The sequence below is a fragment of the Streptomyces sp. NPDC056738 genome (assembly GCF_042790435.1).
Taxonomy (GTDB): Bacteria; Actinomycetota; Actinomycetes; order Streptomycetales; family Streptomycetaceae; genus Streptomyces.
Window position 1 is genome coordinate 67,808 of sequence record NZ_JBHTZF010000012.1, and the last position, 15,290, is coordinate 83,097.

The following is a 15,290-nucleotide window of genomic DNA, read 5'->3' on the forward strand; positions in this document are numbered from 1 at the left end:
CAGACGCGAAGACCAGGAAGTCGATGTCCCGCTCCCGTCACCAACGTCCCCGGCAGTCCCTGGCGCGCCCGCGCCGGCTCGCCGCGCCTCCCCTGCGCTTCTTCCTGCCGGTGACCGTACTGGCGACCCTGCTGGCGCTGATGGTGCTGCGGGGCATGGCGAACAACGAGGTCTTCCACGACGAGAAGATCGCCACCTCGGTGGACAAGGCCACCGTCCCCACCAGCGTGCTGGAGGGCGGCCCGGTCGTCGACGCGCGCGGCGACAAGAAGAACAAGCCGGTCAACTACACGATCCCGGACAAGACGGTCGTCCTCAGCTTCGACGACGGACCGTCCGCCCAGTGGACGCCGAAGATCCTCGAGGTGCTGGAGAAGGAGGACATCAGCGCCGACTTCTTCGTCACCGGCTCGATGGTCACCCGCAACCCGGCGCTGATCCGCCGGATCGTGTCCGGCGGCCATGAGATCGGACTGCACACCTTCACCCACCCCGACCTCGCGCTGCACTCCGGCACCCGGCTCACCTGGGAACTGGGCGAGACCCAACTCGCGCTGGCCGGGGTCGCCGGCATCCACACCAGCCTGTTCCGCCCGCCCTACTCCTCCACCGTGGACGCGCTGGACGACTGGTCCTGGCCGGTGACCAAGCAGGCCGGGTCCGAGGGGTATCTGACCGCCTTCATCGACAAGGACACCGACGACTGGAAGCGCCCCGGCGTCGACGCCATCGTCAAGTCCGCCATGCCCGACCTCCCCGGCCAGGGCGAGATGATCCTGCTGCACGACGCGGGCGGCAACCGGTCCCAGACGCTGGCCGCGCTGCCGGTCATCATCGAGAAGCTCAAGGCCCGGGGCTACACCTTCAAGACCATCGGCGAGGCGCTCGGCACCGGCTCCGCCAACACCCAGGTCTCCAGCTACAACCTGTGGCTCGGCAAGGCGTTCCTGTGGTGCACCACCTTCTCGGTGCACCTGCTGCCCTGGCTCGTCGGCCTGCTCGCGGTCGTCGGCGTCCTCGTCATGCTGCGGTTCGCGCTGATGCTGGTGCTCTCGGCCGTCCACGTGCGGCGCACCCGGAAGAAGGGCTTCACCTGGGGTGACCCGGTCACCGAACCGGTCACCGTGGTGGTACCCGCTTACAACGAGCAGGAGTGCATCACCAACACCCTGCTGTCCCTGACCAGAAGCGACTACCCGATCGAAGTGATCGTGGTCGACGACGGATCGAGCGACGACACCTCCGCCATCGTGGAGGAGCTCGACCTGCCGATGGTCCGGCTGATCCGGCAGCCGAACAGCGGCAAGCCGGCCGCGCTCAACACCGGTGTGGCCGCCGCCTCGTACGACCTGATCGTCATGATGGACGGCGACACGGTCTTCGAGCCGTCCACCGTCCGCGAGCTCGTCCAGCCCTTCGCCGACCCGCGCGTCGGCGCCGTGGCCGGCAACGCCAAGGTCGGCAACCGCGACACGCTGATCGGCGCCTGGCAGCACATCGAGTACGTGATGGGCTTCAACCTCGACCGCCGCATGTACGACGTGCTCAACTGCATGCCGACCATCCCCGGCGCCGTGGGCGGCTTCCGCCGTTCCGCGCTGGAGCAGGCGGGCGGCATGAGCGACGACACGCTCGCCGAGGACACCGACGTGACCATGGCCCTGCACCGGGCCGGCTGGAAGGTCGTCTACGCCGAGAACGCCCGGGCCTGGACCGAGGCGCCCGTCAGCATGAAGCAGTTGTGGTCGCAGCGGTACCGCTGGAGCTACGGCACCATGCAGGCGATGTGGAAGCACCGGCACTCGGTGCTGGAGCGCGGCGCGGCCGGCCACTTCGGCCGCGTGGGCCTGCCCTTCGTCGCCCTGTTCATGGTGATCACACCGCTCCTCGCGCCCGCCATCGACATCGGCATGATCTACGGCGTGGTCTTCGTGGACGCGTACAGGACCCTGGCCGCCTGGTTCGCCGTGATGGCCCTGCAGGCCGTCTGCGCCTGGTGGTCCTTCCACCTGGACAAGGAGAAGGCCTGGCATCTGATCACGCTGCCGGCCCAGCAGGTGGTCTACCGGGTGCTCATGTACATGGTGCTGCTCCAGTCCGCGATCACCGCCCTGACCGGGGGACGGCTGCGCTGGCAGAAGCTGCGGCGCACCGGCGAGGTCGGACTTGACGTCACAACGGGGGCCAGCTCTTCATGAACACCGCGGAACGGGGTGCCTTCGGCACCCAGCACTCGTACGACACCGTCGCCCTGCGGGTGGACCCCGCCGGGATTCCCACCCAGCGCGGCCCGGGGCCCGAGGAGGAGACCGCCCCGGCCCCCGCGCGCAAGCCCGGCCGGGACCGCTACCTCGACCTGCTGCGGGCCCTCGCCCTGGTCCGCGTGGTGATCTACCACAACTTCAGCTGGACCTGGCTGCCGATCGTCTTCCCCTCCATGGGTGTCATGTTCGCGCTGGCCGGGTCGCTGATGGCGCGGTCCCTCAACCGGCCCGCGCTGAGCGTGATCCGGGGCCGGCTGCGCCGACTGCTGCCGCCGATGTGGCTGTTCGGCGCGGTCGTGGTGCCGCTGATGCTCCTCGAAGGCTGGCGGCCCGACCTGCACCACCCCAACTGGTGGTGGGGCGACCTCGCCTACTGGATCCTGCCGTTCAGCGAGCCGCCGTTCGGGGCCACGCTGCACACCTTCGGCGGACACCTGCCGGCCTCCTGGGCCGAACAGATCTGTGTGCCGCTGTGGTACCTGCGCGCCTACCTCTGGTACGTCCTGCTGTCGCCGCTCCTGCTCAAGGCCATGCGCAAGCTGCCCTGGGTCACCCTGGTGGTGCCGCTGGCGCTCGCGTTCTTCATCAACTCCGGCCTGGTCGACCAGTCCGGCCGGCTGATGGAAGCCGCCACCGACTTCACCACCTTCGGCTCCTGCTGGCTGCTCGGCATGGCCCACCAGGAGGGACTGCTCCGCAAGATCCCGCAGTACGTCGTGCCGTCCATCGCGCCGCTGGTGCTCATGTTCGGCTTCTGGTGGCTGATGCGGGCGCCGGTGGACGACCCCCGCCTCGGGGCCGACCTGGAGGCGGTGCCGGTCGCCCAGGCGATCTGGTCCTTCGGCGCGGTGATGCTGCTGCTGCACCTGAGCCCGTCCTGGGAACAGTGGCCCAAGCCGCTGGAGCGGTTCAACGGCGTGATCACCCTGCTCAACTCCCGCGCGGTCACCGTCTACCTGTGGCATTCCTTCGCCCTGGTGGTGACCGAGCCGCTGATCGACCCGCTGTGGAGCAACTCCTTCTTCTACGACCACGCCCAGTGGCTCCTGGCGAGCCAGTGGACCCCGCTGTTCCTCGCCGTCCCGCTGATCTGCCTGGCGATCGTGCTGTTCGGCTGGATGGAGGACGTGGCCGCCAAGCGCCGCCCGCGCCTGTTCCCGTATCCCCGCCGCTCCAAGGGGCGTCGCAGGGTCCGGTAGAGGCTGCGTAGCTTTCGCTCAGTGGACGTCGACGTAGTCCCCGGCGGCGTTGACCGCCGGGGTGGTCGTCGTGCCCGCGAAGCTGTAGCGCCAGTAGCCGTCCGCGGAGGCCTTCACGGTCGTCCTCAGGTTGCCGGAGGAGTCGCCGCGGATCGTCTTCACGGTGGTGTAGGCCGTCGTGCCCGCCTTGCGGAACTGGAGCCTGACGGGCTGGGCGGCATAGCCGTGGTACGCGAGGTCGTCCCACCAGCTCGCGCGGCTCAGCTTGCCGGCGACCGTGATCGTCCTGCCCTTGGCGACCGGCTCCGGTGACGCGTTCACCGTCAGAACGGACCGCCGCTGGACGCGGACGCTGGAGTACGGGTCGACGGCTGCCCAGCTCCCGTCCTTGGCGACGACCGCGATGTAGGTCTTCCACGTCCCCGCCGTCGCGTTCTTCAGCAAGGTCGGGTTGCCGTTGATCGTGAGCTTGCACGTGGAGGTCGTGGCGTCGACCTTCTGGCAGGTGGCGTGGTCCGAGGTCTGATTGAGGACGCCGTCGTAGCGGTCGGTGTCCAGATCGGTCCCGTGGAAGAGCACCAGCGACGCGTCCTTGATGCCGGACGGAGCGGTCGCCGTCACCGTGGCCGATATCGCCTTGGTGGTGGTGCCGATCACTATGTCCTTGCCGCCGTTGATCTGCGCACTCAGGACCTTGATGTCAGGGTTGCCGCTCACGGTCGCGTGGGCGACGGGCGCGATCGACGCGGTGAGAGCGAGCGCGCCGACGGCGGTGAACACGGTGGACGTGCGCATGAGGCTCCCTGGAGGCGAACGGGGATGGGGGCGGCCGGTGACGATCACCGACGGGCGAGCCGAGTGTAGGCCGCAGCCCGTCAACTCCAGGCAAAGCAAGGGCAATCGGTACCTCTGCCCCAGCAGACGGCCGATGTCACGTCTTCCGCCGCACGCCGTGAGGCCCCTCAGAGGCGCCGCGGGTCATGGCCGGTTGCCGTCGTTGCGGTACTTCACCGCTGTACCGCAGATCGACTTCCCCTCCTACGAGTTCCCCTTGCAGTCGGCTTTGATCGTGAGTTCGTGAAGCACCTTGCCATCGGCACCCAGGAGAGGCGCGGTGGTGCGTGTGACGAAGACCGCCCAGGTGCCGCGGGCGAGCAGACTCTCGTCGGTGCCCCCGGAGTGGATCTGCTTCCAGCCGTCCGCCCGAAGTGCCGCTGCCACATCCTCTCGGGAATGGGCCGCACTCCTGGCCGGTACAAAGCCGTCCAGAAAGATCGAGCAGTAATCGCCGGACGGCTCTTTTTCGCCGTCTCCTCGGAACCCACCGGGCACGTCCACCCGCGCCGCCGCGTGAAGCAGTTCCCCCCGGACGGTCGCGTATTCCTCGCGGTGCTGTGCCGCTGAAGGGTCGACGCTCACCTTTGCTCGGCTCGGGGAGGACTGGTGGGTCTGGGCGCTTCCGCACCCGGCGATCAAACCGATCAACGGCAGGAGACGAGCGAGACGGGGTAGGGCATGACGCATGTCCGAGATCGTAAACCGCTGGTCAACGGGCTGAGACCCGTCAAGTACGAGACAAGCGTCACGGAGGATTCGACATTGTTCCCTCCCTGCGTACACCTGTCATCGAGGCCGGCGGAACGCCTTTGGCCGGCACGGCCGCGCGATTGCCGATCGGCTCGACGATCCCGGAGATGGAAGGCGGACGCCCTACCAAGAAAGGGGAGCAGGACGGGCCGCCGATCTCCTGAGCGATCTGCGCAGGGCGTGCCTGCTGTGGACGCGCAGCAGGTCGCTCGCTAAGGGGCGTGGCGCAGCCAGGACGTTGTGACATGCGAGGGGCTCGATACCGGAAACGGCAAAGGGCCAGCCTGGGAGGAAATGCCTCCTGAGCTGGCCCTTCTGTCTGTGCCCCCGGCAGGATTCGAACCTGCGACACCCGCTTTAGGAGATCATTTGGTTGGCGAGCAGACCAGTACTGCGGGTGCACGCGGCCCTGTGAGGCGGGTGTGGGAGTTCACGGAAGTACGGCAGTGTGTACGCACGTTGCCGTCAAAGTTCGCCGTCAGCGGCGAACCCGGGAACGTCAACGGCCCGCACTTTGTGCGGGCCGTTGACTGCGACTGGATCAGCTGACGGGCGGGCTGTAGCGCAGGACCCATCCGGGTGCGGGACGGTGGACGGTCACCTCAACGGCCCGGCCGGTCTGCGTGTAACCGGTGTGCGTGATCTGAAGCAGGTTGCTGCCTACCTCCACACCGAACGCTTCCGCTTCAACTGAAGTCGCCGCGTACAGAGTGATCTCCTCGATGGCTTCGGTCTGCTCGAATCCGGCGTCACGCATCCGGCTGATGATGCCGCCGAGACCGGGGTCGGGGTTCTCGATGCTTGCCGCCTCGGCGACGTCGACGGGGACGTACGAGTCGGCAAGCTGCACCAGGCGGTCACCGTCATACATGTGCCTGGCACGGATCACGGTCTGGTCAGTGGCCGTAATGCCGAGAAGTTCAGCGACCTGAGAGGGTGCGGTGTCGCGACGGATCGCGGTCTCCACACGCGGGTTCCCTCCGAGTCGCTTGATCTCGGTCTCGAAGGCGCCGCGGCTTTCGCCGGCCTCGCGACGCTCGGTGCGGTAGCGCTCCGTGGCGTCTCGGACGATGGCGGTGTTGCTGCTCACTTCGGTCTTTCCTCTCAGACGGCGGGCTGGTCGATAGGCCACTCATAGCTGAGTGTCCAAAGGGTGATGGGCATGACGTGGACGCAGACCTCCACAGCCTTGCCGCTCTCGGTCAAGCCAACATGGGTGATCTCGTAGACCAACCGGTCGGATGAGACTCCGAGCGCTTCGGCCTCTTCCTTGCTCGGGGGCCGCACATCTACGGACTCGCGGATGCGGGTCTGCTGGTACCCCAGCTCAGCAAGACGAGACTTGCTTCCGCCGTCCCCGGTGTCCTGCTGCTCAAGTTGCGTATCGAACGCCACGTCACCGGGAAAGTACGAGGTCGCCACCTGCACGACGGTCGCATCGGCACGCATGACCCGTGCCCGGACGAGTGCCTTTGCAGCGTGATGGATTCCTAGGATTTGCGCCACGCGCTTTGGTGGCCGCTCCCGGCTGATGACCGTTGAGGCGCTCGACGTCATCCCAAGCCTGGCGATCTCTGCCGCGAACGCGCCCCGGGCTCCTGCCTCTTCCCGAGCTGACTTGATGTACCGGCCAGTCCCATCCCGGTGGATTTTGCCCAGGATCGGAGAGACGAATGTGCCTTCGCCCCTGCGGGAGATGATGAGGCCCTCGTCTTCCAGCACCCGGTACACGTCGCGCGCGGTCTGGTACGCGACGCCTTCCGATTCTTGAAGCTCTCGAACCTTGGGCAGCGCAGAACCCGGGGGATACACCCCTTCCAGGATCTTCGCCCGAAGCTCAGCGGCGACCCGCTGGATCTTCGGAACCTTGATCTCTTCCACGCATGACTCCCTTGGTGTGTGGCTCGCGACCCCAGTGTGGCAGAACTAGTCCTACAAGGATAGCCAAGGTCGTCCTGCATCCGCGCGGGCAATCTTCCGACCCTCTGAACTAGTTCTATTGACGCCCGCTCCAGAGCGTGCCTTAATCGTCACAGCGCACCGCAGAACTAGTTCAGTGAGGCGACAGGAGGGCCCTCTTTGGGCTGCTCCGAGCAGACGCGCCGGAGGAAAGCCCGAGGGGGTGAGTACGAAGGGAGTGTCGATTGGTTGAGAACTCAACAGCGTGCCTGGGAGGCCGTCCCTCCCCTGCCAGAAAGAGGACGGATACGTACGGGCGAGCCCCGTGCGTGACTGCACGACCAGCCTCCGTAGCTCGTCTGCTGCGGCCGGTTGCCTCCGCTGCTCGTCTCGTACGAGCAGCGCTGAGGGGAGCCGGATCTACCGACTTCAACGGCGCGCGGCCCCGGGTGGCTAGACCCGGGGCCGCTGTCGGGCCGTTCCTGTGTGAGAGGAACAAGACCCAATGAACGACATCGTCACTGTTCAGGATGCTGTTACCGCGTTCGCCGACTTCATGGAGCCGACGGGTGCGGAGCTGGACGCGATCGAGCTGGAGATGCCGCTGATCCTGGCGGACGTCGACCTGATCGACGCGCAGATCATCGCCATGGACCACATCCCCAACGACGTCGACACCCGCCGAGTGCGCCGGGCCCTGGCCCGGGTGCTCGCCGAGCGGGCCAGGCTGAACAACCGCACCGCCGACACGGCCCTGACGGGCGGTGCCGCATGAGCACGATCCCCGCACTCAACGCACTGTCGGCACCGCTGCGGGCGCTGCGCCTGCTGGCCGTCGACTTCCCGGAGCTCCCGGCCCCGGTCATCGACGTGAGTTCGATCTACCCGGAGCGGCTGTCGCTGTCTCTGCACCCGTTGCAGGGTTCGTTCGCGGCGTTCGAGGCGTGGCGGGTGGCGCTCGGTATCGCCCCGGCCGCGGTCGACTTCCACGTGCAGTCCGACCACTGCACCGCTGTGATGTCCGCACAGACGAGGTACGGCGGTGCCGAGATCGTCCTGACTGGCTACATGCAGGTTGCTGAGCGGGTGGGGGTGGCGTGGTGAGCCGGCCCAAGCGTCCGACTGCTCTGCCCGCTGTCGCCGTGACGGCGGTTTCTCTGGTCCTGACCTTGGCCGTGGTCGTGATGTGGCTGGGCACGGCGATGCCGTGGCCGGTCGCTCTCGTGGTCGGTCTGGGCATCGACGGGGGATGGCTCGCCACCCTCGCCTACGAACGCCGCCTCGCAGCGCAGGGCGACCACTCCAACGCCGTGACCGGGGTCGGCTGGTCGTTCGGGCTGCTCGCTACCGCGGTCCTGATCGCCCACGCCCTCACGGCGGAAGCGGACACGGGCGCGTGGTTGGCGGTGGCGTGGCTGCCGCTCGCGGCGAAGGCGCTGTGGCTGGTCCACGGGTTGTGGGAGCGGACCGCGCTCACCCCGGCCGCGCTGAATGCGATCACCGGGATTCAGCAGGAAGCCCGCGACGAAGCGGCCGTGGCCCGTGCCCGGCTGCGGGCCGAAGCGTCCACAGAGGAGACGCGGTTGACGGCCGTGACGCAGGCTGGCGCTCGCGTCGCCCGGGTGCAGGCTGACACCGCTAAGCGGCTCTCGGTTGCGTGGTCGACGCTGGAGGCGGCCCGGTCCGGTGACGACACCGGTAGGGCGCTGACCAGCGTGACGAGCCGCGTCACACCCGACGTCGCACCCCGTTGGGAACTGCCCACCTGGGGGCCGACCGAGCCGATGGCCGCGCTCGAATCCGGCCCCGCGCTCACCGACATCGAACTTGACGCGGTGGTCGATGAGATCCGCACCAGCCGGGTTCCGGCCCTGTCCTACCGGGAGATGGCGACCCGCTTCCGGGCGGCTGGCCACTCCGCCTCCGAAGTCCGGCTGCGGGCGGCGTGGAAGCGCGTCGCGTGATGGCCGCGCTACCGGTGTTCCGGTGGCACCTGGCCCCGGACGGCTACGCCACCCTTCGCCAACTCAGGGCGCGCGGCCTGCGCCCCGGTGGTCAGCCGGTGGCCGCGCAGCTCGAACGGCCGCGCCGCCGCCGCGGGCCGCTGGTCGCCTACCTCTACCGGGTGGACCTGGCCCGGCCGGTGCGGCCGATGACGGCCGCGAAGTGGGCGGCGCTGGCCAAGGCCAACGCCGCCCGCCGCACCTGCCCGTCCTGCCGGCGCGATGCGGGCTACGTCATTCCCGCCTCGCTCGGGACCTGTGTGCCCTGCGCCTGAACCCTTCCTCCACTCCTTGGAGTTCTGCTGTGACCAGCACCAACGCTGCCCCGGGCAGCATCGAATACGCCTGGCACGCGCACGTGAGCGTGCCGGGCAAGGGCCGTGCGTTCGCCCACGGAACCGTCACGGTCCCGATCACCTGCTGCTCCGACCGCGTCACCCGCGAGGTCGCCGCGTGGCTGCGCTCGCAGGGTTCGACCGTCCAGCTCGCCGACATCCATCTCATCCTCGCCCCGAACGCCGGAAAGGCGGTCTGACCATGGGTAAGCCCGACACGCGTCGCCTTGACCGGGCGATCCGCGAGACGAACCGAAAGCTCGAAGCCGTCCGACGCGGCGAGCTGTGGCCGCTCACCGGCTCGGAGCGGCGCCAGATGCTCGCCGCCGTGGCGGGCGGCTCGTACCGGGTGATGCGCGGCAAGAGCACCGGCCGCGCCGACAACCGGATCGACTCCATCTCCACCTCGGCGGAGACGCGGCTGATCGCGGAGATCACCGCGTTGCAGATCGAGCGTCAGCGCATCGTCACCGAGGCCGCCCGCGCCAAGGCTGCGAAGAAGTCCTCCGGCTGGTGGTGACCACCCGCCCGCACCGCGCCTTCTCCCTTCCCTCTCACCCCGGACACGGGGCAGTCAGGAGCGCCACCAACCATGAGTGACAACGTCGTACACCTGCACAAAGACAACCTCGCACCCGAGCCCGTCAACGTGACCACGTTGACCGTGGTCCCCGAACCGGCCCCCGCGCGGCCCGTCCCGCTGTGGGTCCGCTCCGGCCGCGCCATCCGCACCGCGGTCACGCACGAGACCACCAAGACGACCGCCCGCGCCGTTGCCCGGCACACCCTCTACGTCGCCGGCGGGGCCCGCATCGCAGCGAAGCGGACCTGGGACGGCCGGACCGCCTCCCGCTACGAGCGGATGTTCCGCGCCGCTGAGGCCGCAGGCAACCACGAGATGGCCACGGAATGGGAGGAGCGCGGGCAGCACTTCCGCGAGGCCCGCCACCGGCGCCGGATGGACCTCCTGCACTCGCCCGTGGACGCGGCCAAGGGCGTCGCCGTGAGCGCGGGCATGGGGGTTGGTTCGCTGGTCGCGCTCGGGGTCGTGATGGCCGTCGCTACGAAGGACGTCACGCAGGTCGTCACCCCGTTGATGGCCACGATCGAGTTCATCAACCTGCTGATCCGGATCGTTCAGGTGGTGTGGGGCCCGGCCCTGGCCATCGGCCCGTTCCTCGCGCTGCTGGCCTTATGGGGTGTCGGCCGGCACCAGCAGGCCGCCCCTGCATGGGCGCTCCCCGCGAACGTCCGAGCGGGCGAGGGGGAGCCGATCACCCCGTCGATCGTGGTCAAGGCGCTGCGTGACCTCGGCGTGCCCGCGCTGCGTAACGCCATCAAGGACATGGGGGACGCGGGCGCGTCGATGCTCGGGCCGATCCGGATCGCCGGATGCGGCGTGGAGGTCGACGTCACCCTCCCGTCCGGGGTGTCCACGATCGAGGTGCAGAACCGGCGCCGAAAGCTCGCCGAGAACCTGACCCGCCACGAGCACGAAGTGTTCATCACCATCCCGCAGGCCGCCCGCACGGTCCGGCTGTGGGTTGCCGACTCGGGGGCGCTGGACGAGCCGATCGGCCCGTCGCCGCTGGTCACAGACGAGACGATGACCGCGGACTACGCCAAGGGCCGCGCCCCCTGGGGCGAGGACCTGCGCGGCGACGCGGCAGCCCTGAGTCTGTTCCAGCGGCACCTGTTGATCACGGGCCTGTCCAACCAGGGCAAGACAGCCGCGCTGCGCTCGCTCGCGCTGTGGCTGGCCCTGGACAAGTCGGTGCAGTTCCTCATGGGCGACCTGAAGGGTGCCGGGGACTGGCGGATGTTCGACGGCGTCGCCACGACACTGATCGAGGGCCCCACCGACGACCACGTCATCCAGGTGACCGAGATGGTTGAGGGCGCCGTGGACGAGATGAACCGGCGTCTCCAGGCCCCGCCCGGGACGAAGTTCCCCGCGCTGATCGTGATCGTGGACGAAGCGCAGGTCGCGTTCATGTGCCCGGCCAAGGACGAGGACAAGCGCCCCTACGGCGGCGCCAAGGCCAACTCCCGCTACTTCATGGCCGTCCGCAAAATCCACAACCAGGGCCGGGCGGTCAACGTCCTGATGTGGCAGGGCACCCAGGACCCGACCAACGAGAACCTGCCCAAGCTGGTCCGCGAGGGCGCCCACACCCGCGCCTCCCTCGCGCTCGGCACCGAGGCGCAGGCCCGCATGGCCCTCGGCGACAAGGCGGTCGACGGCGGCGCCGCACCGAACCTGCTGCGCCCCGGGCTCGACAAGGGCACGGTCGTCGTCGCCTCCGACGGCATCGCGATTCCCGCCGGGCAGGCGTCCATCACGGTCCGCACGCACTACATCGACACCGAAGAGGCGACCGCCATCGCCGACCGGGCCAAGGCCCTGCGCGACGGGGTCACCACCCTGACCGTGATCGAGCGGGGCGAGGACCGCGACCCGCTCGCCGACATCGCCGCCGTCCTCGGCGACAAGCCCCGGCTGAAGACACAGGACGTCCTCAAGCGGCTCGCCGCGCTGAACGAGGACGCCTACGGCGGCTGGACGTTCCTGGACCTCAAGCGCGTCCTGGAGGACGCCGGCGCGGAGCCCTACAAGTCCGATGGCCGCATGGTCGTCGCCGCTGAACGCGTCGCCCGCGCCCTCGCCAACCGCGAGACGGACGGTTCCGCTTCCGCCGACGGATGACAGGGAGCCGACCCCGCCCGGGTCAGGGAGGCAGGGAGAACTCCCTGTGAGCCTCCCTCACCCGCCTCCCTGGCTCTGAGCTGCGCGAATGATCGTGCAGGGAGTCAGGGAGGCACCCCAGGTCAGACCCCCGAAACCCCCGTTTCAGCGCCCCCGCAAGGGGGTGCCTTCGCCTCCCTGACCGCGCACCGGAAGGGATTCCGCATGTACCCCGAACAGTCCGCCTACCTGCCCGCACAGCGGGCCGTGACCGTCCACCAGCCGCAGCCGCTTGAGCCCTACGACCCGGGCCCGTCGGTGGCCCTGGACCCGTACGGCGAGCGTCAGAGCGTGGTGTGGGTGCCCGACGCGTACGGGCGCATGGTCCCCATGCCCAAGCACCTCGCCCCCGCCCCGATGCTCGCCCCCGAGCCGCGCGACCTGACCCCGCTCCCGCTCCTGGACCCCGTCGCACAGCGCTTCATGGGCGCTGGACTCGGGGGCGGTGCCCTCGCGGCCGGCATCGGCTACGGCGTGGGCGAGATCGTCTCCGCCGCGGCCGGAATCAGCGGCGGAGCACTCGTGTGGGTCGCGGTCCTCGTCCTTGCCCTGCGTGCCCCGGCCCGCGCGATCAGCGGAGGCAAGGGCAGCACGGTCAACATCCGCAAAGCCGTCATCAAGCGCAGCCACTTCCACGGCTAGCTACGCCAAGGGCGACCCCCACTCCGCCAAGAACCGGGGTCGCCCTTGCTGTCCAGCAACTCATCAAGGAACTGGAGACATCCAGCATGACGCAACTCATCCGTACTTCGCGAGCGGCCGAAGGTGGTGGCCTCGTGGGCGGCCACCTTGCGACGGCTCTCAGCCTCGCGGCCCGCGGCGTCCCTGTACTGCCGTTACGAGCGGGGAAGGTGCCGTTCGGGAACTGCCCGGCCTGCGCCAAGAACGTCTGTGGCGGCCGGCCGAACATGAAGGTTCCTGGCCCGTGCGTCTGCCCGCAGCCCTGCCACGGGTGGGCCGCGGCCACCACCGAGCCCGGTGTCATCGGCTCCCCGGGGTGGGCGCGAGTCTGGCGGCAGGCTGCCGGGGTCGCCTATCACCCTGGCGGAGCCGGAGTGACCGTGGTGGACCTCGACAACGCGGACGCCATCGCGTGGGCCCGGGCGAGCCTGCCCGCCACCCGGACCGTGCCGACGACCCGCGGTGAGCACTGGATCTACCGGGGCACCATGCACGGCGCCAACGCGGTCCGGTCCGGCGTTGACATCAAGTCCCTTATGGCGTACGCCCGTTGGCTCGGACCCGGCACCGGCGTCATGGCCATCCTCCCGGACGCTGTGCGCGCCCTGGCAGTAAAGGAGCCGCCCGCGACTCGCAGGCCGCCACAGGCGCTCTCAATGCCCTTGGGGGGCGCGCGGGAGACCTGCCCGCACCGCACGCCGACCTATCTGGACCGCGGGATCGCCATGGCGGAGCAGCGCATCACCGGGGCTCGGGAGGCAGTGCACGCGACCGTCTACCGGACCTTCCTGGCAGTGCTGTCCACGCATGGCCGGTGCGGCTGTCTCACCGAGGCGCACACCACGCGGTGTTCACCGCGGCGCAGTCCAAGGGCGAATCACCCCGGCACTGCGAGGACGCGTGGACCAACGCCCTGACCACGTTGGGACTGAGTCATGTCTGAGGACGAGAAGAACCCGGCCCGCGAGGTCATCGCGGACTACGCACAGAGCCACTTCCGGTACTTCCGCACCGCGGACGGGACCGTGTACGCGCAGCGCAACGGCCACCCCGTCGCCCGTCCGATGCGCTCGCAAGGGACCACGGGCAGCCACCGGCAAGAACTCATCGTCGGCATGTACCGGGACGGGGTCGGCGTGTTCAACGGGACCGCGCTCAAGGAGGCGTTGGACTTGATCGAAGCACTCGCGCTGTACGAGGACACGCACGCCGTGCACATCCGCGTAGCTCCCGGGTTCGACGGGGCGACGTGGCTGGACCTGGGACGGGACGATGGGCAGTCCGTCCGTATCCACCCGTCGGGCTGGGATGTCCTGACCCCCGACCCGCGCGAAGTGTGCTGGCGCCGGACTCAGCTCACCGGGGAACTCCCGCTGCCGGTCAAGGACACCGACGGTAAGGGCATCGATCTGCTGATGCGGCTGTGCAACTTCGCCACCGCGGAAACCGAGTGCCTGGCCATCGCGTGGCTGATCGGCTGTCTCGGTCCGTCCGTGCCGGTCCCGGCGCCGTTCCTCACCGGGCCGCAGGGCGCGGGCAAGTCCACCGGCGGCCGGATGCTCACCCGGATCATCGAAGGCATGAGCGGCGACCTGCGCCGGGCGCCGAAGGACGAAGAGAACCTGATCGCGGCCGTGGCCGCCGGATGGATCACCGCTCTTGACAACCTCTCCCACATGACGCCGGACCTGTCCGACGCGATGTGCTGCATCGTCACCGGGGCCGAAAGCGTCAAGCGGGCCCTGTTCACCGACGGGGACGTCTTCCGCGTCGGCTACCGCCGCCCCTTGCTCCTCACCGGCATCGACGTCGGCGTCATCCGCCCCGACCTCGCCGAACGACTCCTGCCCCTGCGTCTGGAACGTCCCAAGGTCCGGCGCACCGAGGCGGAGCTGTGGGCCGACTACGCGGAAGCGCTGCCCGTGGTCCTCGGCTCGCTCCTGGACCTCACGGTCAAGGTCCGCGCCATGGAGGCGGAGACGCCCACTGATCTGCGGATGGCGGACTTCGCCCACCTGTGCGCGCAACTCGACGCAGCCACCGGGCTCGGGGCGCTGCCCGCGTACCGGGCCAGTCTGGACGACCTGAACGACGACGTGATCGAGGGTGACCTACTCGCACAGACCGTTCTCCTGCACGCCGAGACCATCGAGCCCGGGGCGGCGCAGCAGATGACGTCCACGCAGTGGCTGTCCTGCCTCAGCACCCTCTACAGCGGGGAGGACTGCCGTCCCCTGCCCAAAGGGTGGCCGACCACCGGCAAAGTCCTCTCGGACCGCCTCAAGCGACTACAGCCCACCCTCGCCGCCCGGGGCGTGCTCATCGACTCGGGCCGCACCAACGCGGGCCGCTACCTCGAAATGACCCGCACCGTCGCCCTGACCCTGCCTCCACACGAGCAGACGTCAGCGTTCTGACCCGCGCCGGGGACGCTCACGCAAACAGCAAGAGGAGCACCGGCCACGGTGGTGCGTGCTCCTCTTGCTGTTCGGCGGAACGCCGCCCGAAGGTCGCGCCGCGCAGCGGCTCCGCATTCGCTCTGTAAGGCGCACCCACCTACTACAGACAGCCCCTCT

15 protein-coding genes and 1 pseudogene are annotated in these 15,290 nt (G+C 69.1%); 12 read left to right on the forward strand and 4 right to left on the reverse strand.

Features of this window, described 5'->3' with window-relative positions:
* Positions 1 to 23 precede the first annotated feature (23 nt).
* On the forward strand, positions 24 to 2,198 hold the full coding sequence (locus ACFRIC_RS28725) for a glycosyltransferase (RefSeq protein WP_382791440.1): 2,175 nt from the start codon (positions 24 to 26) through the stop codon (positions 2,196 to 2,198).
* Positions 2,195 to 3,463: an acyltransferase gene (locus tag ACFRIC_RS28730; RefSeq protein WP_382791443.1), complete on the forward strand. Its 1,269-nt coding sequence runs from the start codon at positions 2,195 to 2,197 to the stop codon at positions 3,461 to 3,463. Before ACFRIC_RS28725 ends, ACFRIC_RS28730 begins: the two co-directional genes overlap by 4 nt.
* Before the next feature lie 18 nt (positions 3,464 to 3,481).
* Here the strand turns inward: ACFRIC_RS28730 and ACFRIC_RS28735 are convergent, their stop codons facing one another.
* From ACFRIC_RS28735 to ACFRIC_RS28750, 4 genes are all read right to left on the reverse strand, one after another.
* Complete coding sequence (locus ACFRIC_RS28735) at positions 3,482 to 4,258, reverse strand: DUF5707 domain-containing protein (protein ID WP_382791446.1); 777 nt, start codon at positions 4,256 to 4,258, stop codon at positions 3,482 to 3,484.
* A gap of 243 nt (positions 4,259 to 4,501) precedes the next feature.
* A complete protein-coding gene (locus ACFRIC_RS28740; RefSeq protein ID WP_382791449.1) occupies positions 4,502 to 4,882 on the reverse strand; it encodes a hypothetical protein in 381 nt (126 codons plus the stop codon).
* A 709-nt stretch (positions 4,883 to 5,591) separates the two neighbouring features.
* Positions 5,592 to 6,140, reverse strand: a complete 549-nt coding sequence (locus ACFRIC_RS28745; RefSeq protein ID WP_382791451.1) for a UTRA domain-containing protein — start codon at positions 6,138 to 6,140, stop codon at positions 5,592 to 5,594.
* Between the two features lie 14 nt (positions 6,141 to 6,154).
* Positions 6,155 to 6,931: a GntR family transcriptional regulator gene (locus ACFRIC_RS28750; RefSeq protein WP_382791454.1), complete on the reverse strand. Its 777-nt coding sequence runs from the start codon at positions 6,929 to 6,931 to the stop codon at positions 6,155 to 6,157.
* Between the two features lie 523 nt (positions 6,932 to 7,454).
* Here ACFRIC_RS28750 and ACFRIC_RS28755 point away from each other — a divergent pair.
* The 10 genes and pseudogenes from ACFRIC_RS28755 to ACFRIC_RS28800 all read left to right on the forward strand — a co-directional run bounded on the left by ACFRIC_RS28755 (position 7,455) and on the right by ACFRIC_RS28800 (position 15,131).
* Positions 7,455 to 7,724, forward strand: coding sequence for a DUF6284 family protein (locus ACFRIC_RS28755; RefSeq protein WP_382791457.1), 270 nt, complete (start codon positions 7,455 to 7,457; stop codon positions 7,722 to 7,724).
* Complete coding sequence (locus ACFRIC_RS28760) at positions 7,721 to 8,053, forward strand: hypothetical protein (RefSeq protein WP_382791459.1); 333 nt, start codon at positions 7,721 to 7,723, stop codon at positions 8,051 to 8,053. The genes ACFRIC_RS28755 and ACFRIC_RS28760 overlap by 4 nt, the downstream gene beginning before the upstream one ends.
* 38 nt (positions 8,054 to 8,091) lie before the next feature.
* A complete protein-coding gene (locus ACFRIC_RS28765) occupies positions 8,092 to 8,913 on the forward strand; it encodes a protein spdB (protein ID WP_382791462.1) in 822 nt (273 codons plus the stop codon).
* Positions 8,913 to 9,227 carry an RRQRL motif-containing zinc-binding protein gene (locus ACFRIC_RS28770; protein WP_382791465.1) on the forward strand — a complete coding sequence of 105 codons (315 nt, stop codon included), beginning with the start codon at positions 8,913 to 8,915 and terminating at the stop codon, positions 9,225 to 9,227. The genes ACFRIC_RS28765 and ACFRIC_RS28770 overlap by 1 nt, the downstream gene beginning before the upstream one ends.
* A 29-nt stretch (positions 9,228 to 9,256) precedes the next feature.
* A complete protein-coding gene (locus ACFRIC_RS28775) occupies positions 9,257 to 9,487 on the forward strand; it encodes a hypothetical protein (protein ID WP_382791467.1) in 231 nt (76 codons plus the stop codon).
* A 2-nt stretch (positions 9,488 to 9,489) separates the two neighbouring features.
* Entirely contained in the window at positions 9,490 to 9,807 is a 318-nt protein-coding gene (locus ACFRIC_RS28780; RefSeq protein ID WP_382791470.1) for a hypothetical protein, read from the forward strand.
* 72 nt (positions 9,808 to 9,879) lie between these two features.
* The gene (locus ACFRIC_RS28785; RefSeq protein WP_382791473.1) at positions 9,880 to 11,994 is read left to right on the forward strand and encodes an FtsK/SpoIIIE domain-containing protein; all 2,115 of its coding nucleotides are present in this window, start codon (positions 9,880 to 9,882) and stop codon (positions 11,992 to 11,994) included.
* Between the two features lie 204 nt (positions 11,995 to 12,198).
* Positions 12,199 to 12,675 carry a hypothetical protein gene (locus ACFRIC_RS28790; RefSeq protein WP_382791475.1) on the forward strand — a complete coding sequence of 159 codons (477 nt, stop codon included), beginning with the start codon at positions 12,199 to 12,201 and terminating at the stop codon, positions 12,673 to 12,675.
* Between the two features lie 86 nt (positions 12,676 to 12,761).
* Positions 12,762 to 13,657: pseudogene (locus ACFRIC_RS28795) on the forward strand (bifunctional DNA primase/polymerase).
* On the forward strand, positions 13,650 to 15,131 hold the full coding sequence (locus tag ACFRIC_RS28800; RefSeq protein WP_382791478.1) for an ATP-binding protein: 1,482 nt from the start codon (positions 13,650 to 13,652) through the stop codon (positions 15,129 to 15,131). The pseudogene ACFRIC_RS28795 and the gene ACFRIC_RS28800 overlap by 8 nt, the downstream one beginning before the upstream one ends.
* The last annotated feature ends 159 nt before the right edge of the window (positions 15,132 to 15,290 follow it).

Bases quoted from the DNA above. Each gene is read 5' to 3' on its own strand.
- ACFRIC_RS28730 (WP_382791443.1), top strand. From the start codon at position 2,195: ATGAACACCGCGGAACGGGGTGCCTTCGGCACCCAGCACTCGTACGAC.
- ACFRIC_RS28735 (WP_382791446.1), bottom strand. From the start codon at position 4,258: ATGCGCACGTCCACCGTGTTCACCGCCGTCGGCGCGCTCGCTCTCACC.
- ACFRIC_RS28800 (WP_382791478.1), top strand. From the start codon at position 13,650: ATGTCTGAGGACGAGAAGAACCCGGCCCGCGAGGTCATCGCGGACTAC.
- ACFRIC_RS28760 (WP_382791459.1), top strand. From the start codon at position 7,721: ATGAGCACGATCCCCGCACTCAACGCACTGTCGGCACCGCTGCGGGCG.
- ACFRIC_RS28785 (WP_382791473.1), top strand. From the start codon at position 9,880: ATGAGTGACAACGTCGTACACCTGCACAAAGACAACCTCGCACCCGAG.
- ACFRIC_RS28755 (WP_382791457.1), top strand. From the start codon at position 7,455: ATGAACGACATCGTCACTGTTCAGGATGCTGTTACCGCGTTCGCCGAC.
- ACFRIC_RS28780 (WP_382791470.1), top strand. From the start codon at position 9,490: ATGGGTAAGCCCGACACGCGTCGCCTTGACCGGGCGATCCGCGAGACG.
- ACFRIC_RS28725 (WP_382791440.1), top strand. From the start codon at position 24: ATGTCCCGCTCCCGTCACCAACGTCCCCGGCAGTCCCTGGCGCGCCCG.
- ACFRIC_RS28790 (WP_382791475.1), top strand. From the start codon at position 12,199: ATGTACCCCGAACAGTCCGCCTACCTGCCCGCACAGCGGGCCGTGACC.
- ACFRIC_RS28770 (WP_382791465.1), top strand. From the start codon at position 8,913: ATGGCCGCGCTACCGGTGTTCCGGTGGCACCTGGCCCCGGACGGCTAC.